Origin of the sequence: Streptomyces shinuiensis (genome assembly GCF_043660855.1) — a bacterium.
GTDB lineage: Bacteria > Actinomycetota > Actinomycetes > Streptomycetales > Streptomycetaceae > Streptomyces.
In genome coordinates this window covers 534,600-560,018 of the sequence record NZ_JBIHML010000001.1, presented here as the reverse complement: position 1 = coordinate 560,018, position 25,419 = coordinate 534,600, and the positions used below count along the sequence as shown (strand labels likewise).

At 74.4% G+C, this 25,419-nt stretch carries 13 protein-coding genes; 8 read left to right on the top strand and 5 right to left on the bottom strand.

All coding sequences use genetic code 11. The features are described 5' to 3' along the window. Window positions 1-165 precede the first annotated feature (165 nt). The 5 genes from ACGRHY_RS02345 to ACGRHY_RS02325 form a co-directional block, all read right to left on the bottom strand. Entirely contained in the window at window positions 166-1,056 is an 891-nt protein-coding gene (locus tag ACGRHY_RS02345) for a F510_1955 family glycosylhydrolase (protein WP_394633712.1), read from the bottom strand. Between the two features lie 157 nt (window positions 1,057-1,213). Further along, window positions 1,214-1,612 (bottom strand): four-helix bundle copper-binding protein, encoded by a 399-nt coding sequence (locus ACGRHY_RS02340; protein WP_394637895.1) that lies wholly within the window; start codon window positions 1,610-1,612, stop codon window positions 1,214-1,216. A 166-nt stretch (window positions 1,613-1,778) separates the two neighbouring features. Next, window positions 1,779-2,429, bottom strand: coding sequence for a DUF305 domain-containing protein (locus ACGRHY_RS02335; protein ID WP_394633711.1), 651 nt, complete (start codon window positions 2,427-2,429; stop codon window positions 1,779-1,781). A gap of 110 nt (window positions 2,430-2,539) precedes the next feature. Then, window positions 2,540-2,983: a DUF6153 family protein gene (locus ACGRHY_RS02330; protein WP_394633710.1), complete on the bottom strand. Its 444-nt coding sequence runs from the start codon at window positions 2,981-2,983 to the stop codon at window positions 2,540-2,542. A 175-nt stretch (window positions 2,984-3,158) separates the two neighbouring features. Further along, window positions 3,159-4,538 carry an FAD-binding oxidoreductase gene (locus ACGRHY_RS02325; protein ID WP_394633709.1) on the bottom strand — a complete coding sequence of 460 codons (1,380 nt, stop codon included), beginning with the start codon at window positions 4,536-4,538 and terminating at the stop codon, window positions 3,159-3,161. Between the two features lie 1,245 nt (window positions 4,539-5,783). Between ACGRHY_RS02325 and ACGRHY_RS02320 the strand changes: the two genes are divergently transcribed. The 8 genes from ACGRHY_RS02320 to ACGRHY_RS02285 all read left to right on the top strand — a co-directional run bounded on the left by ACGRHY_RS02320 (window position 5,784) and on the right by ACGRHY_RS02285 (window position 25,401). Next, window positions 5,784-7,094: an NAD(P)/FAD-dependent oxidoreductase gene (locus tag ACGRHY_RS02320; RefSeq protein WP_394633708.1), complete on the top strand. Its 1,311-nt coding sequence runs from the start codon at window positions 5,784-5,786 to the stop codon at window positions 7,092-7,094. A gap of 151 nt (window positions 7,095-7,245) precedes the next feature. Then, window positions 7,246-7,545 carry an acyl carrier protein gene (locus tag ACGRHY_RS02315; RefSeq protein WP_394633707.1) on the top strand — a complete coding sequence of 100 codons (300 nt, stop codon included), beginning with the start codon at window positions 7,246-7,248 and terminating at the stop codon, window positions 7,543-7,545. After that, window positions 7,535-8,434, top strand: a complete 900-nt coding sequence (locus tag ACGRHY_RS02310) for a thioesterase domain-containing protein (protein ID WP_394633706.1) — start codon at window positions 7,535-7,537, stop codon at window positions 8,432-8,434. Before ACGRHY_RS02315 ends, ACGRHY_RS02310 begins: the two co-directional genes overlap by 11 nt. A gap of 59 nt (window positions 8,435-8,493) precedes the next feature. Beyond that, on the top strand, window positions 8,494-12,312 hold the full coding sequence (locus ACGRHY_RS02305) for a beta-ketoacyl synthase N-terminal-like domain-containing protein (protein ID WP_394633705.1): 3,819 nt from the start codon (window positions 8,494-8,496) through the stop codon (window positions 12,310-12,312). Between the two features lie 209 nt (window positions 12,313-12,521). Beyond that, entirely contained in the window at window positions 12,522-14,624 is a 2,103-nt protein-coding gene (locus ACGRHY_RS02300; RefSeq protein ID WP_394633704.1) for an SDR family NAD(P)-dependent oxidoreductase, read from the top strand. A 120-nt stretch (window positions 14,625-14,744) separates the two neighbouring features. Beyond that, window positions 14,745-22,034, top strand: a complete 7,290-nt coding sequence (locus tag ACGRHY_RS02295; protein ID WP_394633703.1) for a beta-ketoacyl synthase N-terminal-like domain-containing protein — start codon at window positions 14,745-14,747, stop codon at window positions 22,032-22,034. Further along, window positions 22,031-23,638, top strand: a complete 1,608-nt coding sequence (locus ACGRHY_RS02290; RefSeq protein WP_394633702.1) for a PfaD family polyunsaturated fatty acid/polyketide biosynthesis protein — start codon at window positions 22,031-22,033, stop codon at window positions 23,636-23,638. Before ACGRHY_RS02295 ends, ACGRHY_RS02290 begins: the two co-directional genes overlap by 4 nt. Next, window positions 23,635-25,401, top strand: coding sequence for an acyl-CoA dehydrogenase family protein (locus ACGRHY_RS02285; protein ID WP_394633701.1), 1,767 nt, complete (start codon window positions 23,635-23,637; stop codon window positions 25,399-25,401). The genes ACGRHY_RS02290 and ACGRHY_RS02285 overlap by 4 nt, the downstream gene beginning before the upstream one ends. The last annotated feature ends 18 nt before the right edge of the window (window positions 25,402-25,419 follow it).

Here is a 25,419-nt window from a genome sequence, read left to right as displayed (position 1 = left end):
CCCCCGGCATCCGGCCGGGGCGCCCCCATGCCGCGTTGGCCGAAAGTCCGGGCGGGACCGACCGCATGCGGCTTCCGGCCGCCTTGCGGTCGCACGCGCCCGGGGGCATCCCCGGCCGGGGGCCGGGGGAGCCTCGCCACCGGGCGAACCTCGGCTGACGCGGCACTAGTGGCCGCCCGCCGATGTCTCCAGGCGCCGGGTGAAGGTCTTGCCGCCGTCGGTGGATTCGTAGACGCCGTCGGCGGTGGCGGCCAGGACGTGGTCGGGGGTGACCGCGGTGAGCGCCTGGGCCTGCCCGCCGGGCACCGTGCCGGTCTCCGTCCAGCTTCCGCCGCCGTCGGTGCTGCGGTGGACCGTGCCCCGGGGGCCGATCCCGTACAGTCCGTCCCCGCCGGCCCAGGACAGGTACGCCAGCACCGGTCCGGCGGCGCCGGCGAAGGTCTCGCCCGCGTCGGTGCTGCGGGCGACGCCCTGCCGGGTGGTGGCCAGGACGGTGTCGGTGCCGGCGGGGCCGACGGCGATGTCCAGGGCGGCCAGCCTCGCCCGCTCGTCCCAGTTCTCGCCGTCCTCGCTGACGCGCAGCATCCCGTTCGTGCTGTCGTAGCCGTAGACGGTGCCGCCGGCCTGTTCCAGGGCGTGGAAGTCGACCTCGCCGGCCAGGGAGAGGGTCTTCCAGGTCTTTCCCGCGTCGGTGCTTTCGATCAGGCCGCGGTTGGCGGGCTCGTCGCTGCCCTCGGGCGGGTGGCCGCTGCCGAGGAAGGTGTCCGGTCCGGCGACGGTGAAGCCCATGTAGTCGGCGATGTCGCTCACGCGCTTCGCGGAGCCGTCGCCGTCGACGGCGAGGACGCCGCGGTGGGTGGCGACGTAGAGCTTTCCGTCCCCGGGGTTGACGCCCAGGCCGTGGATGTGGTCGATGCCGGTTCCGCCGTCGCGGGAGTGCCCGGCGGAGGAGTCCCGGTGACCGTCCTGGTCGCCCGAGCAGCCGGCCGTGACGGCCGCCAGCAGGGCCGTCACGGCGGCCAGGGAGCGGGAACGGGAGCGGAGACGAGCGGGCATCGGAGATCCTCGCGTCGGTACGGTGCTGTGCCAACCGCCAATCTACGCCGCCCGCCACCGGACCCGGCGGGGAGGGTGCCGCCCCGGCCCCGCCCGTGCCCGTACGCGGCGCCGCCCCGGCCGGGGCCGGGGCGGCGGAGGACAGCGGTCCCCGGTCTCAGAGGGTCGCCAGCAGCTCGTTGCAGGCCTGCTCGCAGCGGCGGCAGGCCTCGGCGCAGATGCGGCAGTGCTCGTGCATGTCGGCGTGGCGCTCGCACTCCTCCGCGCAGGACTTGCAGACCATGGAGCAGGCCTGGAGCTGGGTGCGGGTGATGTTGGCGTCGTATCCGGTGTGCCGGGACAGGATCTTGCCGGTGGCCTCGCAGATGTCCGAGCAGTCCAGGTTGGTGCGGATGCACTTGCGCAGCTCGGCGACCATGTCCTCCGACAGGCAGGCGTCCGCGCACGCCGTACAGGCCTGCGAGCAGTCGAAGCACTCGGCGATGCAGCGCTCCATGGCCTCGCGGTTCACACCGCCGAGGTCGGCCGGGTAGGTGCGCAGCATCTCGCTGACCATCGTCGTCACGGTTGTCCCCTTTCACGCTGTTTCGTTCGATCCCGCGGGCTCTGCCCGGGCGTGGGGCAGGGCCCGCGGTGCCGCGCGAACGGGTAACACCCGAAAGCGGTGCATAAACCGGAGACCGGGGTCCGCGTCATGCGGACCCCGGTCTCCGGCGGCGGCCCTACCTGTGGCCGAGCAGCTCGTCCATCGTGTCGATCTCGGCGTTCTGGGCGGTGATGATGTCGTCCGCCATGGCCTTCGCCGGGCCGTGGGAACCGTTCTCCTTCTCTTCCTCGGCCATGGCCACCGCACCCTCGTGGTGCTCGATCATCATCTTCAGGAAGGCGGTGTCGAACGCCTCGCCGGAGGACTTCTCCAGCTCCGCCATCTCCTCGGGGTCCATCATCCCGGGCATTCCGTGGGAGCCGTGGCCGGAGTGGTCCGTCCCGGCGATGTCCTCCGTCTCCGGGGGCACCGGCTCGCCCCAGGACTCCAGCCACTCGGACATGGTCTCGATCTCCGGGTCCTGAGCCTTCTTGATCTCGGCCGCCAGGTCCTTGACCTCCTGTGAGGCGGCCCGGGTCCCGGCCAGCTCGGCCATCACCACCGCCTGCCGGTGGTGGGGGATCATCCCCTGTGCGAAGGAGACGTCGGCGGCGTTGTGGGAGCCGGCCGATGCCGGGGCGGAGGAACCCGCGGCGGGCTTGTCGTCGTGGCCGCCGCGGTCCGCGGGAGAGGGCTCCTGGGAACCGCAGGCGGCCAGGACGGCGGCGGCGGTCGCGGCGGTCGCAGCGAGGGCGGCGCGGCGCAGGACGAAGCGGTGTGCGGTCATGGTGATACGGCTCCTGCTGTGGGAGGGAAACCCCGAGGGCGGGGCGGGACAAGGGCGCGTCGCGCGTGGCCGCCGGTCCCCGGGAGGAGCGGCGGCGCGCGGAGGCGCGCCTATATGAGCAGGAGCTGCAGTGCGCTCAGTGACGGAGGAGCGCGGCAGGAGAGGGCCGCCGAGGGCGCCTGTCCCGCAGCGGCCGCCTCCGTCGCCGGGGCGACGACGGAGGCGAGGAGCGTCGGCAGGACGGGCGGGCCGGGGACGCCCACGGCCGCGCAGATGGCGTCGGCGTGGTCCAGGTGCCCGTTCGTCCCGTGGTCCGGGTGCGCGCAGGCGTCGCCCGCGACGGTGCCGGGGGAGCCGTACGCGGCGGTGTCCGCGCTCGCGTGCATCGCGTGACCGGCCGCGAACGCGCCACGGGGAGCGCCCGACGGGGCGGCCGTACCGACCGGACCCAGGCCGTGCATGGCCACCATCCCGGTCAGCACCGCCAGGACCAGCAGCACCATGCGGACCCGGGCCCGGTGGAGGCGGATCGGTGTGTGCGGTCGCCGGTTCACACAGGCATTCTACGGACGCGTCGTCACGGTAACCAGGAGCGGGGTGACCGGGCGTCACATCGAGGCCTCGGCCGGCCCGGCGTACGGTCATGCCGCCGCCCGGCCGGTGCGTCGTCGGTGCCGGCGGCCTCCACCGCCGTCGTCCCGGCCCCCGCCACGCCGTGCGGGCGCGGCGTCAGCGGGGCCTGACGTTGTGGTTGAGCCGGAAGACGTTGCCGGGGTCGTACTCGGCCTTGACCGCGGCCAGCCGCCGGTGGTTGTCCGGCCCGAAACCGGCGACGACGCGGTCCTCGCCCTCGTCCCCGATGAAGTTGAGGTAGACCGCGCCGGTCGACCAGGGCCTGACGTCGGCACGCACGTCGTGGGCCCACCGCCTGACGCGCTCGTCGTCGGCCGGGTCCTCCCACAGCCCGAAGGGGTGGACCACCCACGGCGCCCGCCGCCAGGGGGTCGGGTGGTCCGCCGGGTCCCGCGCGACCGCGCCGCCCTGTGGGAAGAGCACGTGCTGGGAGGGCGAGGGCACGAGCAGATCGGCGGCGCGGGCGCAGAAGGCGTCCACGGCCGGGTCCGGGAAGGAGGCCAGGTACTCGGCGGACCAGTAGTTCCGGTAACCGGGCGGGTCGTCGAGCATGCACTGCAGGTCGGCGTAGGACAGCTCGGTGATCATCTCGGCGTCGTGGTCCATGTCGAGCACGGGCTCGGCGACATCGCGCATCTCCTGCATGCCGCCCGCGTAGGTGATCAGTACCGCGCAGGCGAGCTTCCCGGTCATGTCCCGGGGGACGAATTCCTCGGGCGGCGCGGTCAGGTAGATGAGCCCCCCGCCGACCTCGTCCGGGGCGGACTCGAGGAAGCCGCGGTAGACACGTGCCACTTCCGGGCCCGCGTCGGGCCGCCATATCAGCAGGGCCGCGGTCACCTCCGGAAGCGGATGCAGTCGCAGGGTGAGCGAGGTGGCCACGCCGAAGTTGCCGCCACCGCCGTGCAGTGCCCAGAACAGCTCCGGGTTCTCGTCCTCGCTCGCGCGCACGGTGCGGCCGTCCGCTGTGACCAGCTCGGCGGACAGCAGGTTGTCGCTCGCCAGCCCGAACCTGCGGTCCAGCCAGCCCGCTCCGCCGCCCAGTACGAACCCGCCCACCCCGGTGGTGGAGACCCGGCCGCCGGTCGTCGCCAGACCGTACGGTTCGGTGGCCCGGTCCAGATGGCTCATGACGGCGCCGCCGCCGACCCGCGCGGTGCGCCGGCCGGGGTCCACCGCGACCGTGTGCATGCGCCGCAGGTCGATGACGATGCCGCCCTCGGTCAGGGCCATGCCCGCGACGCTGTGCCCGCCGCCGCGGACCGCGATCTCCAGGCCGTTCTCCCGCCCGAACCGGATCGCCTCGGCCACGTCGTGCTCGTTCTCGCACTGGGCGATGACGGCGGGGCGCCGGTCGATCATCGCGTTGAAGACCGTGCGGGCCTCGTCGTAGGGCGCGTCGCCGGGGGTGATGACATCGCCGGCGAAGCCGGCGCGGAGGTCGGTGAGGGGCGTTCCGTCCACACTGCGGGTCACCGTGCCGCCCCCTTCCCGGGGCACTGGTAGGGCTCTTCCTCCACCGTAGCTCCGCTCCGGACCCGGCGGCACCCGTACCGCCGGGCACCCCTGCGCGGCCGTCGGAGGAGGGGCCCGTGCGGTGACACCCGGCCCGGGGCCGTATGCAGTGCGACAGCGGGAGGGGAAGGGAGGTGAACACCGGTGCGCTCACCCATTCGCCGCATAATCCCAGGCCGGGATGCCCCACGGGGTACCTGCACGGTCCCATATTGACGTCATGTCGAATTCTCCGGAGCGTGTGAAAAAGATGTGCCCCGTTAATGCAGGGGGCGCGCGCACCCTGCTAAGGTCATGCCCGTTCCGAGACGCAGCGGGGGCTCGGACGTCTTTCGCCTTGAAAGCGCGGGGGTGGCGATCTGTGATTGCCGGTGTGTTCGCAGGAACTTCCGAAGGGTTCGCACCGAGCAGTTTGTTAGCAGTGGACCGGCCTCCCTCCCCGGTTGGTGCCGGGGCGGTCGGGGGGTGCGGCTCTGCGGCGTCGGCCGAGTAGCGCCGCCGAGCGTGGGCGCGGTGCCGTGCCCGCCGGGCGCGCAGGCTGCTTCGGCCTCCGGCAACGCGTGCCGGACATCCGGCAAGCGGCCAGGGGAGTCCGGTCTTCCACGGGGTGGCGGTGCGTGGCTCGCGCATCGACTGTGACGCCTCAACTGCCTTACGTAGAAGGTTAGTCAGGGAGACGGACCTGTCCTGCCGACGATGGCCGCGAGGTCGTGGCCCGGCGGTCGGCGCCTTCCTCCCGGAGCCTTCGGGGCCTTGGCCGGAAGCCTCCTCCAAGCTTCCCCGTCCCGCTGCGGGTCACCTGCGTCCGCCGGTCTCGGGGCGGGCCCGGGCCTTCGCCGGCGCGGCCTGTCTCCTCGTCGCAACCCGTGTTGCCCACTGCTTTCACCAAGTGCTTGAGAGGGGTTTCCAAGCAGGTAGTTTTCTGGTTTCTCTGATGTGACACCGGTCGTTGCTCAATTCTCCTGGCCTGAAGCATGGAAGGTGAATTGGCGATCTCGGCCGCCTATGCCCGAAAAATCTCGCCTCACCGGAAATGAATTCAGATGAGAGTCGTCGGCCCATGCCGGACGGTTCGAAACACCTTGCCTGCTCGCCCGCGTCCATGTGGAGACGTGGCCACAAGCAAACGGAGAGCGCTGTGTTCACCCTGACCCCCGGAGCCCGGGGAACCACACCGGGGCCCGCGAATTCCATGAGGAGGAGCCGATGAAACCGCAGGTCGCCGTCATAGGGGGCGGGGCGGCAGGCATCTCGGCAGCCTGTGGGCTGTGCGAGGACGCCCAGGTGACACTGTTCGAGTCCGAACCGCGGCTGGGCGGGCACGCCTACACGGTCGAGGTGGAGGACGCCGGCCGCACCTTCGGACTGGACACCGCCTTCATCGTCTACAACGAGCCGCACTACCCGAAGATCACCCGCTTCTTCGCCGACCTGGGCGTGGCGACGCAGAGCCACCCGGGGAAGTTCTGCTTCTTCGACCTGGACGCCAAGAGCGCCTACGTGTCCGACGACTTCGAGCGGCCTGAGGAGGAGGTGCGGGAACGGTACCCGGACGAGTTCGTCCGGCTGTGGCAGGAGGCCCGGCGGTTCCTCACCGAGTCGCCCAGGCACTTCGTACGCAAGCAGGCCGACGTCCCGCTGGGGGAGTACCTCGACCGGCACGGCTACTCCGAGGAGTTCCGGTACGGCTTCATCGTGCTGATCTCCACGGCGGCCTGGTCGGTGCCCGCCGACCGCATCTGGGACATGCCCGCCTCCACGGTGATCGCCTTCTTCTTCGCGCACGGCGCCGAGGGACTGGGAGGACGCACAGCACCCTGGCGAACGGTGACCGGCGGCAGCGTCTCCTACGTCCGCGCCGCCGCCGCCCGGCTGCGCGCGGCCCGCGCACGGATACGGCCGGCCACCCCCGTGCTGGGCGTGCGGCAGGAGCCGGACGGTGTCGTGGTGCGGACCGCGGCAGGGGCCGAGCGCTTCGACTACGCGGTCCTGGCCACCCACGCCGACGACTCCCTGGCGATGCTGGAGAACCCCACCCCGCGGCAGCGGATGCTGGAGGCCTTCGCCTACCACCCCACCCGCGCCACCCTGCACACCGACCCGTCGGTGATGCCGGAGGACCGGACCGCCTGGCGGAGCTGGAACTACGGCCGCAGGGACCTCGACGGCGAACAGGCCTCCTGGGTGAACTACTACCTCAACGACCTCCAGTGCCTGGAGGGCACCAGGGACTACTTCCTCACCCTGGACTCCGGAGTGGACATCCGCGACGAGCACGTCATCGAGGAGATCGCCTACCGGCACCCGGTCTTCACCCTGGAGGCCCGCAGACTCCAGAGCGAGATCTACTCCCTCAACGACCCCGCCGAGCGCCTGATGTTCGCCGGTTCCTACTTCCACTCGCGCAAACTCGGCCCGGACGTCATCGGTCTGCACGAGTCCGCGTTCGACTCCGGTCTCGCGGCGGCCGAGGCGATCCGCGAAGCGCTGCACAGGTCCCGCGACGCGGCCCCCTGACGTCGTTCCGGCACCGCACGTGTACCGCTGGACCTCCGCTCGCCCTGCCGCCGCGTGGCTGGTGACGGAACTGACCCAGATGCTCGGAATCCAGGCCGCGGACCCCGCGGCCGTGTACCGGCCCCCGAAGCCTCCCAGAAAGAGAGAACACGTGTCCGACACCTCGTCCGCCGAGACCGCCCGCGCCAACTCGGAACCGCTCACCGCCGAGGCCGTCCAGAAGTGGCTGCTGGAGAAGGTCGCCCACAAGCTGGGCGTCAAGCCCGCGGAGGTCGACCCCGAGCAGTACTTCGACGAGTTCGACCTGGACTCCACCGAAGCGCTGGTCCTCTCCGGGGAACTGGAGGACTGGCTGGGGTTCGAGCTGGAGACCACAGCGCTGTGGTATCACCCGACCATCGCGCAGCTGGCCCGGTACATCGCCGAGAAGCAGGCCGAGCATGCGGCCTGAGCGCACTCGGCCCGAAATCGTCCGTACCTTCGGAGGCGACGGCGGACCGGAGGCCGCCCGGGTACTGGTGATCCACCCGGGCGCCGTGCCCGCCGCCCACTACGCGGATCTGGCCGAAGCGCTTCCGCCGGGCACCGGGCTGCACGTGGTGGACCTCGAACAGGTCCCGGAGTACTTCCGGGCCGCGCTGGACAGCGGACGCGTCACCACCTCGATCGACCTCCTGGCCTCCCGCGCCGCCGAGGCACTGCGTTCCCGGGGACTGCTGTCGGGGCCCTGGACCCTGCTGGGCTGGTCCTTCGGCGGTGTGGTCGGGCACGCGCTCGCCGGCCTGCTGGAGCAGGGCGAACGGCCTCGCCGGCTGGTGCTGCTGGACAGCATCGCGCCCGTGCCCGGCTATGTGCAGCCCGAGGAGGCCATCGGGCACGGCCTGGCCCTGCCCTGGTTCTGCATGTACCTGGCCGCCAAGCGCGGCGGCGGTCCGGACTCCCTGCCCACCGACTTCCCGGACGGCCCGGACGGCCCGGACGGCAAGCCGGACGCGGCGCTGGAGCGGGTGCTGCGCGCCGGGCTGGACAGCGGCGTCCTGCGGCCCGGCACCACCCTCCCCGGTCTGCGCAAGGTCTACGACACCTACCTCGACGGCCTGCGGCGCAACAACCGGCTGGCCGCCGCGCACCGACCGCGCCCCGCCGGTCCGCCCCTGGTCCTGCTGCGCCCCGAGCGTGGTCTTCTCGCCACCCCCGATCCACTGGGCTGGTCCGAGCTCTGCGACGACCTGAGCACCGGGCAGACCCCCGGGGACCACTACTCGATGCTGCGCGACCCGGAAGCCCTGCGGCACATCGCCGCCGCGGCGGTCCCCGAGGCGGCCCCCGCCCCGGGATGACGGGCGCCCCGCCGCGGCACATCACACAGGAGCCCTCCCCGACACCGGTTGGAGTCCCCATGGTTCAGCAACCTCCCCCCAGGAAACTTTCCGACACCCCGATAGCCGTCGTAGGCCTGGGCGCGCTCTACCCGCGCTCCGGTGACCTGAACGAGTTCTGGAAGAACATCGCCGAGGGCAATGACTGCATCGAGGAGGTACCCGAGTCCCACTGGAAGATCTCCGACTACTACGACCCCGATCCGTCCGCACCGGACAAGACCTACGCCAAGCACGGCGGTTTCGTGCCCACCGTCCCGTTCTCCCCGATGGAGTTCGGCCTGCCGCCGAACACCCTGGAGGTCACCGACGTCCTCCAGCTGCTCAGCCTGATGGTGGCCAAGCAGACCCTCAGGGACACCGGGGCGCCCGAATCCGGCTGGTACGACCCCTCCCGGACCGGCTGCGTCCTGGGCATCACCGGGGCGAACTCCCTCACGCAGCCCCTGGCCGCCCGTCTGCAGACACCCGTGCTCAGGGAAGTGGTGCGCAGCTGTGGCCTGAGTGAACGGGACGCGGAGGAGATCGCCGACAAGTTCACCAAGGCCTTCGCCCCCTGGGAGGAGAACTCCTTCCCCGGGATGCTCGGCAACGTCGTCGCCGGGCGCATCGCCAACCGCTTCGACCTCGGCGGCACCAACTGCACCGTGGACGCGGCCTGCGCCAGTTCGCTGGCCGCCGTGCGGATGGCCGTCTCCGAACTGGTGTCCGGCCGCGCCGACCTGATGCTCACCGGCGGCTGCGACGCGGAGAACACGATCTTGATGTACATGTGTTTCTCCAAGACTCCGGCCTTCTCCCGGTCGGGCCGCATCCGGCCCTTCGACGAGGACAGCGACGGCACCCTCATCGGCGAGGGGCTGGGGATGCTGGCCCTCAAGCGTCTGGCGGACGCCGAGCGCGACGGCGACCGGATCTACTCCGTGCTGCGCGGCATCGGCACATCCAGCGACGGCCGCTTCAAGTCCATCTACGCCCCCCGGCGGGAGGGCCAGGTCACCGCGCTGCGCAGAGCCTACGACGACGCCGGGTTCGGCCCCGAGCAGGTCGGCCTGGTCGAATGCCACGGCACAGGGACCTCGGTCGGCGACCTCACCGAGCTGACGGCGCTGCGCGAGGTGTACGCCGAGGCGACCGAGGAACGGCAGTTCGCCGCGGTGGGCAGCGTCAAGTCGCAGATCGGGCACACCAAGGCGGCCGCCGGCGCGGCCGGGCTGATCAAGCTCTCCCTCGCGCTGCACCAGAAGGTGCTCCCGCCCACCATCAACGTCGAACGGCCGCGTGAGGCGGTCGACTTCCCCAACTCGCCCTTCTACGTCAACACCCTCGCCCAGCCGTGGATCGCCGACCCGGCGCGCGAGCGCCGCCGCGCGGCCGTCTCCTCCTTCGGCTTCGGCGGCACCAACTTCCACTGCGTGCTGGAGGAAAACGACCCGGACGGCAAGGGACTCGCCGTCCTCGCACCCGCCGCCCGTGTCCACCTGTGGCACGCCGAGGAGCCGGCGGCACTGCTGGACCTGCTGGAGTCGGACGCGGCACCCGCCGACGGCACCGAACCGGTCCCGGCCGGCCACGCCCGGCTGGCGCTGGTGGCCTCGGGAGACGAGGAGGCGGCCGAACTGCGCGCCGCCGCCGCCCGGGAGCTGCGCACCCGGCCGGACACACCGGAGTTCGCCCTGCCCCGCGGCGCCTACTACCGGCGCGACGCGCTCCTGGGCGGCAAGGACGGCGCCGCGGGGGACGCCCGGCCGGTGAAGGTGGCCGCGCTCTTCGCCGGACAGGGCAGCCAGTACCCGCGCATGGGCGCGCGCACTGCCATGGCCGTGCCCCCGGTGCGCGCTGCCTACGACACGGCCGCCGCCGAGTTCGCCGGCGCCGAGCCGCTGGGCCGCACCGTCTTCCCGCCGCCGGCCTTCGACGACGACACCCGTGCGGCGCAGGAGGCCGCGCTGCGCCGCACCGACTACGCCCAGCCCGCCATCGGCGCGCTCTCGGCCGGCCAGTACCGCTACCTGCGCGAGCTGGGTTTCACCCCCGACGGCGCGCTCGGCCACAGCTTCGGCGAACTGACCGCGCTCTGGGCGGCCGGCAGCCTCGGCGACCGGGACCTCCACCGCCTGGCCCGGGCCCGGGGCCGCGCGATGGCGATGCGGCCCGAGGGAGCGGAGGACCCCGGCACCATGGCCGCGGTCTCCGCGGACCTGGAGACGGTGGAGAAGATCGCCGCCCGCCACGAGGACGTCGAGGTGTGCAACGTCAACGCCCCCGACCAGGTGGTCGTGGGCGGCGGCACCGAGGCGGTGCGCGCCTTCGCCGAGGACTGCGGCCAGGAGGGGGTGACCGCCCGCGAGCTGCCCGTCGCCGCCGCTTTCCACACCCGCTACGTCGCCCACGCGGTGGACACCTTCAAGGAGGCCGTGGAGGCCACCCGGGTGCGCCCGCCGGCGTTCCCGGTGTACGCCGACGCGCCCGGCGCCTCCTACGGACGGCGCATCGCGGGCAACCGGGAGGTGCTGGTCGGCCAGCTCACCGCACCGGTCCACTTCGCCCCGCGGGTCGACGAGATGTACCGGGACGGCTTCCGGGTCTTCGTGGAGTTCGGACCCAAGTCGGTGCTCTCCGGCCTGGTGCGCCGCACCCTCGCCGACCGAGAGGACGTCGTCGTCCTCAGCGCGGACCCCGGCCCCAAGGGGGACGGCGACCGCGCGCTCAAGCAGCTCGCCGCACGGCTCCTCGTGCTCGGCGCGCCCCTGACCGACTGCAACCGCTACACCGCTGACATCGAGCCGGTCCGTCCGGCAGAGGGGATGACGATTCCGTTGAACGGTGTGAACCACGTTTCCGAGCAGCGCAGGCAGGCCTACCAGGAGGCCCTGGAGAACGGCTACCGCGCCGAAGGCGCCGAAGGCACCGCGAACACTCCGCCGGCCGGCGCCGGACCCGCCGTGCCGCAGGAGACCCAGGCCGCCGCGGCCCCGCCGGCCGCCGTCCCGCAGGGCGGCATACCCCGGGCCGCCGGCCTTCCGGGCACCGGCGCGGTCGCGTGGGAGCACCTGTCCATGCACCGCGAGTACCTGGGCAGCCAGCTCCGGGTGGCCGAGCGGCTGACCAACCTGCTGGACAGCTCCCCCGACGACAACGTCCTCACCGGTATCACCGCCATCAGCCAGCAGGGTGTGGCGATCGGGCAGAGCCACGCCCAGGCCAGTGAGGTGCTGCGCAGCTTCGCGATGCTGGAGAGCGGTATCGCGCCCGCCCCCGCCGAGCCCCACGCCTACCCCCCGGCCCAGGACTGGGCTCCGGCGCCCGCCCCCGTGCAGGCCCCGGCCCAGCAGTGGGCCCCGGCCCTGCCGGCGGCCCCCGCCGCGCCCGAGCAGCCGGCACCTCCGTACACCCCCGAGCCGGCTCACCGGGAGCAGTCCGCCCCCGCCCCCGCCCCCGCCCCCGCTCCGGCTCCGGCTCCTGCCTCGGCCTCGGCTCCGGCTCCTGCCTCGGCCTCGGCTCCGGCCCCTGCCCCGGCTCCCGCTCCGGCCCCGGAGCCCACCGCGTCCGCCCCCGTCACCGAGGACGACGTCCGCAAGGCGCTGCTGGAGAGCGTCGCCGAGAAGACCGGCTATCCGGTGGACATGCTGGAGACCTCCATGGACGTCGAGGCCGACCTGGGCATCGACTCCATCAAGCGGGTCGAGATCATGGGCGCGCTCCGCGACCGCTTCCCCGGGTCGGCCTCCGCCGACCCCGAGAAGCTCGCCGAACTGCGCACCCTGGACGACATCATCGCCTTCGTCTCCGGTGCAGCCGCCGGCGCGGAGGAGGCGATGTCCGCCCCAAAAGCCTGAGTCCGGGCCTGGGACGGCGGCACGCCCGGCTGCGTTCCCTGCCCGCCCCCGACCTCCTGCCGGACGCCTACCGGGACGCTCCGTGCGCGCTCCTGGCCGGTGACACCGGCAGCGGTCCGCTGGCGGCTCTCGCGGACGCGCTGCGCGCCCGCGGCTGGACGGTCCGCACCGGTACCGGCCCCTCCGGGGACGACGACCGGCTGGACCTGGTGGTCGCCGAGGTCGAGGCCGACGGGCAGGAGGCAGCGGCCACCGCGCTGCGGGACACCCTGCTGCTGGCCGGCTCCGTCCAGCCCCTGCTGGAGCGGAGCGCGGCCGACGGCGGCCGGGCGGCGTTCCTCACCGTCACCAGGCTCGACGGCCGGATGGGCCTGACCGGCGCCGCCGGGGTGGACCGGGCCGTCCTGGGCGGTGCTCCCGGGCTGGTGAAGACCCTCGCCATCGAGGCCCCGGCACTGCTGTGCCGCGCGGTCGACCTGGACCCGGACCTGCCCGCCGACCGGTGCGCGGAGCTGCTGCTGGCCGAGGTGCACGATGCCTGCACGGGCACCGTCCAGGTCGGCCTCGCCGCCGACGGCGTCCGCCGCACTCTGGACCTGGCCGAGACGCCCGGCGACCTGCCCGGCGAGCCCGGCGCCCCCGAACCGGGCCCGCAGGACCTGCTGGTGGTCACCGGCGGGGCGCGCGGGGTCACCGCGGCCTGCGCCGTCGGCCTGGCCCGTGCCCACCGTCCCGGGCTGCTGCTGCTCGGCCGCACCGAACTGGCCGACGAGCCCGGCTGGGCCCGGGACGTACCGGAGGCCGGGCTGCGGGCCGCCGCCGCGGCGGAGCTGAAGCGGGCCGGGCACAAGCCCACCCCGCGCGAGGTCGGGCGCATCGCCCGGGACCTGACCGGACAGCGGGAGATCCGCCGCACCCTGGCGGAGCTGGAGGAGGCCGGGTCGCGGGCCGAGTACGCCGCGGTGGACATCACCGACCCCGAGGCCGTGGCCCGGGTCCTCGCCCCGTACGCCGACCGCGTCACCGGAGTGGTGCACGGGGCCGGGGTGCTCGCCGACGCACTGGTCACCGCCAAGCGCGGCGAGGACGTGGACGGGGTGCTGCGCACCAAGCTGGCCGGACTGCGCCATGTGCTGGAGGCGCTGCCCGCCGGGAGACTGCGGCACCTGCTGCTGTTCTCCTCGGTCGCCGGTTTCTTCGGCAACCGAGGCCAGTCCGACTACGCCATGGCCAACGAGGCGCTCAACCAGCTCGCCTGCGCGCTGCGCCGGGAGACGCCCCGGGCCCGGATCACCTCCGTCAACTGGGGCGCCTGGGCGGGCGGCATGGTCACCCCGGAGCTGGAGCGGATGTTCGCCGAGCGCGGTGTGCCGCTGATCCCCCTGGAGGAGGGGGTCCGGTACTTCACCGAGCAGTTCGGCGCCGACCACGGCGGCGACACGGTGTGCGTGGTCGGACCGGTGACTCCGCTGTCCGAGCCGGAGCCCGCCGGGCCGCCGGCCAAGGGAGTGGAACTCCACCGCTCCCTGGCGCCCCTGACCGACGACCCGGTGCTCGCCGACCACGCCATCGGCGGCCACCCGGTGCTGCCCGCCACGGCGGCGCTGGGCGCGGTCCTCAACGCCGTCCACCAGGTGCTGCCCGGCATCTCCACGGACCGGGTGACCGGCTTCGCGGTGCACAAGGGCCTGGTCCTGGACGACGACCGGCCGGCGGGGCTCCGGCTGGCGGTCAGGCCCTCCGGTACGCCGCAGGCCTGGGATGTCGCGATCCAGGACAGCGAGGGCCGGCCCCGTTACCGGGCAAGGGTCGAGAGCGGCGAGCCGGTGCCCGCGCCCGCCCCGGCCGGCCTGCCGGCCCCCGGCACCGGGCGCCCGGTCACCGCGTACACCGACGGCACCCTCTTCCACGGTCCCCGGCTGCGCGGCCTGACCGAGGTCCTGGACGACGGGCGGCGACTGGTGCTGGCGTGCCGGCTGTCCGAGCTGACCATCGCCGACGGGGCCTGGCAGGCACCCGGGTACAGCCCGGTCCTGGCCGACCTGCTGCTCCAGGCGGTGCTGGTCTGGGCCCGGCTGCACCGCGGCCAGGCGGTGCTGCCCAGCGCGATCGGCGAGGTGCTGCGCCACGCCGAACTGCCCGACGGGGAGGCGTTCCTGGTGGTCGTGGACGAGGTGGCGGAGACCGCGGGCGGTATCCGCTGCACCGTCACCGCGTGCACCCCGCGAGGACGTGTCCTGCTGGAGTTCCGCGGTGTCGAGGCCGTCCACGCACCCGGCCTCGACGCGAAGTTCCGTCCCGCGTCCGGATGAGTGCGTGACCGCACGGCCGGCGGTGCGGGAGGGCGCCCCCCTCCCGCACCGCCGGGCCGGCCGTCGGCCGGTATCCCTCCCGCCCCAGAACCAACCACCGAGCGGAAGACACGGAGAGAAATGTCGCGTTCACCTCGCCGGGACGAGCCGGTCGCCATCGTCGGCACGGCCTGCCTGCTCCCGGGCGCCCACAGCCCCGAGGAGTTCTGGACCGGACTGCTCGACGGGGCGGACCACCGCACCGAAGGCGGCCCGGAGGTCTTCGGAACCAGCCCCGACGTGCCCGGCGGCTGGGGCGACCCGGACCACCACGTCACCGCCGTACGCGGCGGTTTCGTCACCGAACCCGCGATCGACCTGGAGGGTCTGCGCCTGCCCGCCGACCGGCTGGCCGGTCTGGACCGAGTGGTCCGCTGGTCGGTGCACACCGTGCGCCGGGCACTCGCCGACGCCGGGCTGGACGCCCACTCCGGCGCCCTGGCGCGCACCGGCCTGGTCCTGGGCAACTACGCCTTCCCCACCGAGCAGTCGGTGCGGCTGTGCGTTCCGCCGGTGCGGCAGGCCGTCACCGAGGGTCTCTCCCGCGCCGGACTGCCGCTGCCCGCGGACCCGGCCGGCACGGACGGCGAGCCCGACCCCGAGAACCTGTGGCCGTTCGGGGGGCCCGCGGTGACCACCGCCGACGCCCTCGGCCTCGGCGGCCCCCGGCTGGCCCTGGACGCGGCCTGCTCCTCCGCTCTCTACGGAATCTCCCTGGCCCGGGACTACCTGGCCACCGGCCGGGCCGACACCATGGTCGCCGGAGCGGTCTGCGTCCCCGACCCGCTGCTGATCCACCTGTCCTTCTCCGATCTGCACGCCTACCCGGACAACGGCGTCAGCCAGCCGTTCGACGGCCGCTCGACCGGCATCGTCACCGGCCAGGGCGCCGGGGTGGTCGTCCTGAAGCGGCTCCGCGACGCGCTGCGCGACGGCGACCGGGTGTACGCGGTGCTGGAAGCCGTGGGCCTGGGCAACGACGGCGCCGGCCGCCATCCGCTGAGCCCCAACGAATCCGGGCAGCTCGCCGCCTACCGTCAGGCGTACGCCGGGATCGACCCGGCCACCGTGGACTACATCGAATGCCACGCCACCGGCACCCCGCTGGGCGACGCCACCGAACTGCGCGGGCTGAGCACCTTCTTCGCCGGGCACGGCGGCGTTCCGCCGCTGCTGGGATCGGTCAAGGGCAACGTGGGGCACCTGCTGACCGTGGCGGGCTTCACCAGTCTGCTGAAGGCCGTTCTCGCGCTGCGGCACGGCACCGTCCCCGCGACCCCGGGCGTGGCCGACCCGCTCCGCCCGGCGGGCGGCGAGGCGGCCGCCGAGCGGATCGTGCGCGAGAACACGCCCTGGCCCCGGGGAGAGGGGCCGCGCCGCGCGGCGGTCTCCGCGTTCGGCTTCGGCGGCACCAACGCCCATCTGGTCCTGGCCGGCCCCGAAGCCGCCGAGGCCGCGGCTTCGGGCGGCCCCGCCCCGGCACCCGTCTCAGCACCCGCCGAAGCCCCGGCCGAAGCCCGCGCACCACGGCCGCTCGCCGGACTCGCGGTGACCGGCCTGGGCGTCCGGCTCGGCCCGCTGGCCGGTACCGGTGCGCTGCACCGCGCCGCACGGCCGGGCCGGCCCACCCTCGTCGAGCGCCCGCCGCACCGCTGGTACGGCGCGGACGCACTCGCCCACGGCCCGCTGTCCGGCACACCCGCCGAGGGCTCCGCCGCACCGGGCGGCTACCTGGACCGCATCGACGTCCACCCCCGCACCTACCGCATCCCGCCCAACGAGCTGGCCCAGGCCAACCCCCAGCACCTCGCACTGTTCGAGGCCGCCGAACAGGCCCTCGCCGACGCCGGCTACCCCGCACCGCCGCCCGGCACCAAGGCCGACGCACTGCCCGAGCGGCGGGTCGGCGTGGTGATCGCGATGGAGATGGAACCGCGCACACACACCCACCGCGCGCGCTTCGACATCGGCGCCCATGTGCGGGCGGAGTGCGAGCGGGCCGGGATGCACCTGGGGGAGGAGGAGCTGAGCCGCCTGGAGGAGGCGGTGCGCGGCGCCGTGCACGAACCGATCGGCGCCAACGAGGTGCTCAGCTACATCGGCAACATCATGGCCGCACGGCTGTCCTCGTCGCGCAACCTGACCGGACCGTCCTTCACCGTCGCGGCGGACGGGACGGCCGGAGCCCGGGCACTGGAGGTGGCCGGCCTGCTGCTGCTGGACGAGACCGTCGAGGCTGTGCTGGTGGGCGGGGTGGACCTGGCCGCCGGGGCGGAGAACACCCGTGCCCGGGCCCGGCTGGCCGCCCGCGACGGCCAGGAGCCGCCGTCGCTCGGCGACGGGGCGGCGGCCGTGGTCGTCACCCGGACCGGGGAGAGCGGCCGCAGGGAGTACGCGACGGTGGACGCCCTGCGGGTGCACAGCGGCGCCGACGACCGGGACGCGGCCGTGGCCGCCGCCGCCCGCGCCGCCCTCGCAGACGCCCAGGTCTCCCCGGGCGACGTCGAGTACCTGGAGCTCGGCGGTGCCACCTCCGCCGCCCGTCACGGTGAGGCGGCGGCCCTCGCCACCGTCTACCGGCCCGACCCGGAGGCCGACCCTGAGGCCGGCGCGGGCGACCCCTACGGCTGCGTGCTGGGGAGCACGGGAGTGCTGGTGGGCGACACCCAGCGCGCGGCGCCGCTGGCCGCACTGGCCGCGGCCGCACTGGCCCTGCACCACGCCGACTTCCCCGCTGCTCCGGACGGCCTGCTGCCCGACCCGGAGGACACCGCCTTCGAGGGCTCCTGCTTCACCGTACTGGGCGAGCCGCAGCCCTGGCCGGTCCGCCGCCGGGGCGCCGCCCGCGTCGCGGCGCTCAGCCTGCTCGGCGACACCGGCCCGGCCGGCTCCACCGCCGCCCACGTGGTGCTGCGCGGCACACCGCAGGGCACCGGTCCGGCGCGGCCCGCCGCCGACTGGCGCGACGGTCCCGGCGTGCTGATGCTGCCGCTCACGGCGGACGACGGCCCCGGACTGGCCGCGGCGGCCCGCGCCGCCGCCGCCGAACTCGCCGAGAGAGGGCCGCGGGCGGTGACCCACCGGGCCGTACGGGACCTGTCGGCCCGCCGCGCCCGCCACACCGCCGTCCTGGTCGCCGCCGACGCCGACCGGCTCGTCGGCGAACTGGCCGCCGCCGAACGCGATCTGCCGCGCGTCATCGCCGAGGGCGGCGAGTGGTCCACGCCCTCCGGGAGCTACTGCACCGCGCGCCCGCTGGGGCCCGACGGCCGGGTCGCCTTCGTCTACCCGGGAGCGTTCACCACCTACCCCGGCGCCGGCCGCGACCTGTTCCGCCTCTTCCCCGGCCTTCTGGACGGTTTCGAGCAGGAGGCGGACCACCCCGCCCGGCGGTTCAAACACCGCGCTCTGCACCCCCGTGCCCGGGGCCCGCTCGCCCGCCGGGACCTGATGCGCCACGAGGAGCGCCTGATCGACGACATCCCCGTGATGCTCGCCGCGGGCACCAACTTCGCGGTCCTGCACACCCGGCTGCTGCGCGATGTGCTGGGCCTGCGCCCCGACGGCGGCTTCGGATACAGCCTGGGCGAGTCCAGCATGCTCTTCGCCGGCGGGGTGTGGGCCGACGCGGCGCGGGACGACGCGGCGCTGGCGGCCACCCCGCTCTTCCGCGACCGGCTGCGCGGCCCGAAGCTGCGCGTGCGCGAGGCATGGGACATTCCCGGCTCCGTGCCGGACGGGCAGGTGTGGGCGACCCGGGTGCTGCTCGCCGGGCCGGACGCGGTGCGCCCGGCCATGGCCGGCCTGGAACGGGTCTTCCTCACCCATGTCAACACCCCGCGAGAGGTGGTGATCGCCGGCGATCCCAAGCAGGTCGCCCAGGTGATCGAGAAGGTGGGCTGCCAGGCGGCCAAGGCGCCCGCCAACCACGTCATGCACTGCCCGGTCGTCGATCCCGAACTCGACGCGCTGGCCGCGCTCAACGACTACCCGCTCGGCACCCCGGACCCCGGCCTGGAACTGCTGTCCGCCTACGACTACGACCGGGTGGACACCACCGACCGGGACCTGATCGCCCGTCGCATCGCGTTCACCCTGCGCAGCACCATCGACTTCGTCCGGCTCACCGAGACCGCCCACGAGCGCGGCTACCGCTACTTCGTCGAGGTCGGTCCGGGCGCCACCTGCACCCGGTGGATCGGCGAGACGCTCAAGGGGCGCGACCACGTGGCGGTCTCGGTGGACCGGCGCGGGGCCAAGGCCGCCACCGCGCTCGCCCAGGCACTGGCCCGGCTGGTCGCACACGGACTCACCGTCGGCCTGGAGGAACTGGCGCCGCCGCAGGCGGTCGCGCCGGCCGGGCCGGTGCTCTCCGTGCCGTGCGGCGGCGAGCCGATCGCCGACCGGACGGCACGGGCGGCCGCCGCCGTTCTCACCCCCGACCCGCCCGAGGTCCTGCCCGCGCACTCCGCGCACCCCCCAGCCGCTCCGGACACCCAGCCCGGTCCGGATACCCAGTCCAGTGAGGTGACCCCGGCCATGCCGCCCGCATCACCGGCGACGGCGCCCTCCGCCCCGGAGCCCGCCCCCGCCCCCGCCCCCGCCCACGACACCGCCCCCGCCGCGGAGCGGATCGTCATCGAGGAGGAGCCGTTCGTCCACCTGCCCGAGCCGCTGCCGCACTCCGCCCCCGGGCGGTACCGCCCGGCGGCCCTGGCCCGCCCCGCCGCGCCTCCGCTGCGGGTGATGGCTGCGACCGTCGCCCGTGCGCACCGCGCCGCGCTGCGCGCGCAGGACGCGCTCACCGAGAACGCGCTGCGGGCCCTGGAGGCCGGCGCCGCACCCACCGCGGCGCCCGCGACGGGGCCGGCCGGAGCGACCGCCGCTCCCGCCGGGCGGGAGCGGTCCGTGCTGTGGAACGAGCAGGACCTGCTGGAGTTCGCGCGCGGCCGGGTCGCGCCGGTCTTCGGCCCGGCCTTCGCCGAGGTCGACACCTACCCGCGCCGCTGCCGCCTGCCCGAGCCGCCCTACCTCTTCGTCAGCCGGGTCACCCGTATCACCGGTGAGACGGGCCGCTTCGAGCCCGCCGAGATCACCACCGAGTACGACATCCCGGTCGGCGCCTGGTACACGGTGGACGGCCTGGTCCCGTGCGCGGTGACCATCGAGGCCGGCCAGTGCGACATGCTGCTGATCGCCTACCTGGGCATCGACTTCCGCACCCGCGGCGAACGCGTCTACCGGCTGCTGGACAGCCGCCTGGTCTTCCACGGCGGCCTGCCCCGCGAGGGGCAGACACTCCGCTACGACATCCGCATCGACCGCTTCGTGTGGAACGGCGACAATCTGCTGTTCTTCTTCAACTACCGCTGCTACGCCGACGGGGAGCTGATCCTGGAGCTCCTGGACGCCTGTGCCGGGTTCTTCACCCCCGCCGAGCTCGCCGACTCCCTCGGCGTGGTGGACAGCGCCGCGGACCGCAGGCGGCGCGCGGCGATGGAGCCCGCCTGGTTCAAACCGCTGGCCCGCACCGACCGCACCTCCCTCACCGGGGACGACCTGGAGCTGCTGGCCGCCGGCCGCCCGGGCGAGGTGTTCGGCCCGCGCTGGGACCAGAGCGCCGACGGCTGCAACCGCTCGCTGCGCCTGCCCGGCGACATGCTGCGCATGATCGACGAGATCCCGGTCGTCGACCGGCTCGGCGGACCGCGCCGGCTCGGCGCGCTCACCGCCGTCAAGCGGCTGGACCCCGACGGCTGGTACTTCCGCTGCCACTTCACCGGGGACCCGGTGCTGGCCGGCTCCCTCATCGCCGAGGGCGGGGTGCAGCTGCTGCAGACGTACGCCATGTACCTGGGAATGCACATGGTCTTCCCGGACGCCGAGTTCCAGGCGGTGCCGGGCCTCGAGACCGAGGTCAAGGTACGCGGCCAGATCACCCCGCGGACCCGCGAGGTCCGCTACGAGGTGGAGATCATCGATCTGACCATGCTGCCGCGGCCCACCGTCGTCGCCGACATCACCGTCTACGACGGTGACAAGCCCATCGTCGCCATGCGGAACTTCGGGGTGCGGGTGCAGGAGAAGCCGGACGCCCCCTACCGGCCCGGGACGGGCGGTCTTCCGGCGTTCCTCGGCCGCCGCAACGAGCGCGGCGAGGCGGCCTTCATCAACGAGCTCCACCTCGCCCACGCCGCCAAGGGCGACCTCGGCACGGCGATGGGCACGGAGTTCGAGATCTACGCCGACCGGCGCGCCCCCTACATCCCCAACGGCGACTTCCAGTTCGTGGACCGCATCATGCGGCTGGACGGCACCCGCGGCGAGCTGCGTCCCGGCGCCACCATGGCCACCGAGTACGACTCCCCGCCGGAGGCCTGGTACTACCGCGACACCGCCGGGCCGGAGATGCCCAACTGCGTGGTGATGGAGACCTCCCTGCAGGCGGCCATCCTGCTCGGTTACTACCTGGGGGCCACCCTGGCCAGTCCGGACGAGGAGCTGTCGATCCGGAACCTGGACGGCCGCGCCCGATTCGTCCGCCGCCCCGAGCTGGCGGGGAAGACCATCCGCCACGAGTCGGAGCTGCTGTCCAGCCAGTCCGTGCCCGGCGCGACCCTCCAGAACTTCCGCTACCGGCTGCTCGCCGACGACGAGGTGTTCTACGAGGGCGAGTCGCTCTTCGGGTACTTCACCGAAAAGGCCCTCGCCAACCAGGTCGGACTGGACTCCGGCAGTTACGTCCCGCCGTGGCTGGAGGCCGAGCGGGCCGGCATCGACCCGGCCCGGACGCGGACGATGGCCGTCCGCTCCGACGACCGCTGGTTCCGGCCCCGGCCCGGCACCGGACTGCACCTGGCCGACGACCACCTGCGGATGGTCGACGAGGTGACCGTGGTGGACGGCGGCGGTACCCACGGCCAGGGGTACCTCTTCGGCCGCCGCACCGTGGCCGACGACGACTGGTACTTCGACTGCCACTTCCACCGCGACCCGGTGATGCCCGGCTCGCTGGGGGTGGAGGCGGTCATCCAGGCGCTCCAGGTCCACGTCATCGACTCCGGCCTCGCGGACGGCATGGGGCCGCTGCGGTTCGGGGTGCCCCTGGACGTCGCCATGGGCTGGAAGTACCGCGGCCAGATCCTGCGCGGCGACGGCGAGATGACCTTCGAGACCCACATCAAGGAGGTCCGGCGGGACGACGGACGCCTCGTCGTCGTCGCCGACGCCGCCGTCTGGAAGCCGGGCCTGCGCATCTACGAGCTCACCGACGTGGCCGTGGAGGCCGTACCCGACCCGAGTGCGGGACGGACCGGCCCGCGGAACGGCCCGAGCGGCCAGGACGACACGGACAAGGAGACCGGAGCATGACCACCCCCGCGACGGGCGGCGCCCACCACCGGGCCCGCACCGCCCCGCACGCGCCCCGCACCGACCCGGCCGGCGTCCAGGAAGTCCTGGGGCGGCTGGAGGAGCCCTGCTACATCGTCGACACCGGCCACGGCCCCGGCGCCACCACCGCCCGGCCCGGGCCCGGCGCCCGGGTCCTGGCAGCACTCGGTCCGCTGCCGCCCGAGCGCCTGGGGTCCCGCGCCTTCCGCGAGCGCCACGGAGTCCGGCTGGCCTACCTGGGCGGTGCCATGGCGGGCGGCATCGCCTCCGAGGAACTGGTGATCGCCCTCGCCCGCGCCGGCTGCCTGGGCTCCTTCGGCGCGGCCGGGCTGCTGCCCGAGCGCATCGACAGCGCGCTGCGCCGCTTCACGGCCGAACTCCCGGGCCTGCCCTGGGCGGTCAACCTCATCCACAGCCCCAGCGAGGACGCACTGGAACGCGACGGGGTGGAGCTGCTGCTCAGACACGGGGTGCGGTGTGTAGAGGCCTCGGCCTACCTGGACCTCACCCCGCACGTGGTGCGCTACCGGGTGGCCGGGCTGCACCGGGGCCGCGACGGCCGGGTGGTGGCCGCCAACCGGCTCATCGCCAAGGTGTCGCGTCCGGAGGTGGCCGAGCGGTTCATACGCCCCGCCCCGCCGGCGATCACCGCCGACCTGCTGGCCCGCGGGCTGATCACCGCCGAACAGGCGGAGCTGGCGCGGTACGTGCCGCTGGCCGACGACATCACCGCCGAGGCGGACTCCGGCGGGCACACCGACCGGCGCCCGCTGACCGCGCTCTTCCCGGCGCTGCTGGAGACGCGCGACGCCGTCCAGCGCGAACTGCGCTACCCGGTACCGGTCGGTCTCGGCGCGGGCGGCGGCATCGGCACCCCGCACGCGGCCGCCGCCGCCTACGCCATGGGGGCCGACTACGTGGTGGTGGGCTCGGTGCACCAGTCGTGCCTGGAGTCCGGCACCTCCGAGCCCGCCCGGCGGCTGCTGGCCGAGGCGGGACTGGCCGACTGCGAGATGGCCCCGGCCGCGGACATGTTCGAGCTCGGGGTGGAGCTCCAGGTGCTGAAGAAGGGCACGCTCTTCCCGATGCGGGCCAAGCGCCTGTACGAGCTGTACCAGCGCCACGACGGCATCGAGGCGCTTCCTCAGGAGGAACTGCGCCGCCTGGAGAAGCAGGTCTTCCGCCGCCCGGTGGAAGAGGTCTGGCAGGAGGTGGAGGCGTACTTCGCCCGCCGCGACCCCGACCAGCTGCGGCGCGCGGCGGCCGTCCCGCGCCGCCGGATGGCGCTGCTGTTCCGCTGGTACCTGGGGATGGCCTCGCGCTGGGCGGTGACCGGTGAGGCGGACCGCACCGCCGACTTCCAGGTGTGGTGCGGTCCGGCCATGGGCGCCTTCAACTCGTGGGCGCGCGGCACCTACCTGGCGGCCCCGGAGAACCGGCGGGTGGCCGACGTCGCCGGGCACCTGCTGCGCGGCGCCGCCTACACCGCCCGGGTGCACCAGCTCGCCCTCGCCGGGGTGCGGCTGCCGCGCTCCTGCGCCGAGTACCGGCCCGCGCCGGCGGCGGAAGGGGACCGGCGATGACGGCGGACACGGAACGGTGGCCGCGGTACGCCGCCGCCACCGCCCTGGAGCGGGAACTGGGCGACCCGCGCGACGCGCGCAACCCCCTCGGGTTCGCCGCCGCGGCCGGCCGGGACGCCGACGAGTCCCGCCCGCACGCCCTGGCCGCGCAGGCCGGGCCGAGACTGCGCACCGCGTTCGTCCCGGCCGCCCTCGGCGGCACCATGGAGGCGCTGGACGCCACGCTGATGCTGGTGAGGACAGCCGCCCGCCGGGACGCGGCGATCATGCCCGCCACCATGTTCGGCATCACCGCGGCCACCTGTGTGCTGATCGCCGGCTCCCCCGGGCAGCGCGAGCATGTCGTACGCCTGCTGCGCCAGGGCGGCTCGCTCGGCTTCGCCCTCTCCGAGGCCGACCACGGCAGCGATCTGCTGGCCAACGACACGCGCGCCGAGGAGGTAGCCGGAGGCTACGCGCTGACCGGCGAGAAGTGGCTGGTCGGGCTCGGCGGAGGATGCGACGGGCTGTTGGTGGTGGCCCGCACCGGCGGACGCGGCCCGGCCGCCTTCTCCGCGCTGCTGCTGGACGGTGAGCAGGCCGCCGCGGCCCGCCGCGGCACCCGCCGTCCGACGGGTATGCGCGGCGCCGACCTGGCCGGTTTCCGCTTCGACGGCCTCACCGTGCCGCGCGATGCGCTGGTCGGCGGGGTGGGCCGGGGGCTGGAGACCGCGATGAAGGCCATGCAGGTGGTCCGCACCATGAGCACGGCGGCCAGTCTGGCCTGCGCCGACACCGGCCTGCGTCTGGCGGTGGACTTCGCGGCCGCCCACCGGGCGGCCGGCCGCGAGGTGCTGGCGCACCCGGGCACCCGGCGCGAACTGGCCACCGCGGCGGCTCTGCTGCTGGCCGGGGACGCGGTGGCCCTGACCACCGCGCGCGGTCTGCACACCCTGCCCGCCGCCCAGAGCCTGTGGTCGAGCGTGGCCAAGAAGGTCCTCACCGACACCTCCGAGGAGGCACTGGCGCGCTGCGCGGACGTGCTCGGCAGCCGCGGGGTGCTGCGCGACGGGCCGTACGCCGCCTTCGACACGCTGCGGCGGGACAACGCCGTCGTCCGCCACATCGACACCAGCCCCACCGCCAACCTGCGCCTGGTGGCCGCCCACTTCGCCCGGCTGGCCGCCGCGCCGTCCGCGACGGACGCGGACCCCGGCGGGGCGGACGCGCTCCCCGAGGCCCTGGCCCGGACGTGCACGCTGGACAGCCCGCTGCCCGAACCGCGCCTGGACCGCCTGGAGCTGTCCGACCGGGGCGCCGACCCGGTGCTGAGCGCGGTGCCGGCGGTGGCCGCCGACGCCCGGGAGGTACTGGAGAAGGCGGGCGAGCGACGGGCCGCACGGGCCGTCACCCGGCTGGAGCGGGCGGTCTCCTGGCTTGCGCACGCCCTGCGCGCCCGCCGGGGCGCCGACCCGCTGCGCGACCAGGATCTGGCCGCGCGGCTGTGCTGGGTGCACGCCGCCGCGAGCTGCCTGCTGCTGTGGTGGCACAACCGCGACCGCCGGCTGTGCGGCGCGCCCGCGGGCGACCCCGGCTGGCTCACCGCAGCCCTGACGGTACTGACGGCCCGGGCGGCCGGCCGCCCGGGCCCGCTGCCCGAGGAGGACGCGGAGGCGGTCCTGGCCGCCGTGCTGCCGCTGCACGAGGCCGACCGGCTGTTCTCCCTGGCGGCCCTGCCCCTGGCGCACGGCGGGCCCGCGCCGGCGCGAGGAGCGTCCGCATGACCGGTCCTGTGGAAGGAG

Excerpts from the sequence above, each read along its gene's own strand:
- ACGRHY_RS02305 (WP_394633705.1), top strand. The coding sequence starts at position 8,494 with ATGGTTCAGCAACCTCCCCCCAGGAAACTTTCCGACACCCCGATAGCC.
- ACGRHY_RS02290 (WP_394633702.1), top strand. The coding sequence starts at position 22,031 with ATGACCACCCCCGCGACGGGCGGCGCCCACCACCGGGCCCGCACCGCC.
- ACGRHY_RS02320 (WP_394633708.1), top strand. The coding sequence starts at position 5,784 with ATGAAACCGCAGGTCGCCGTCATAGGGGGCGGGGCGGCAGGCATCTCG.
- ACGRHY_RS02310 (WP_394633706.1), top strand. The coding sequence starts at position 7,535 with ATGCGGCCTGAGCGCACTCGGCCCGAAATCGTCCGTACCTTCGGAGGC.
- ACGRHY_RS02335 (WP_394633711.1), bottom strand. The coding sequence starts at position 2,429 with ATGACCGCACACCGCTTCGTCCTGCGCCGCGCCGCCCTCGCTGCGACC.
- ACGRHY_RS02345 (WP_394633712.1), bottom strand. The coding sequence starts at position 1,056 with ATGCCCGCTCGTCTCCGCTCCCGTTCCCGCTCCCTGGCCGCCGTGACG.
- ACGRHY_RS02340 (WP_394637895.1), bottom strand. The coding sequence starts at position 1,612 with ATGGTCAGCGAGATGCTGCGCACCTACCCGGCCGACCTCGGCGGTGTG.
- ACGRHY_RS02285 (WP_394633701.1), top strand. The coding sequence starts at position 23,635 with ATGACGGCGGACACGGAACGGTGGCCGCGGTACGCCGCCGCCACCGCC.
- ACGRHY_RS02295 (WP_394633703.1), top strand. The coding sequence starts at position 14,745 with ATGTCGCGTTCACCTCGCCGGGACGAGCCGGTCGCCATCGTCGGCACG.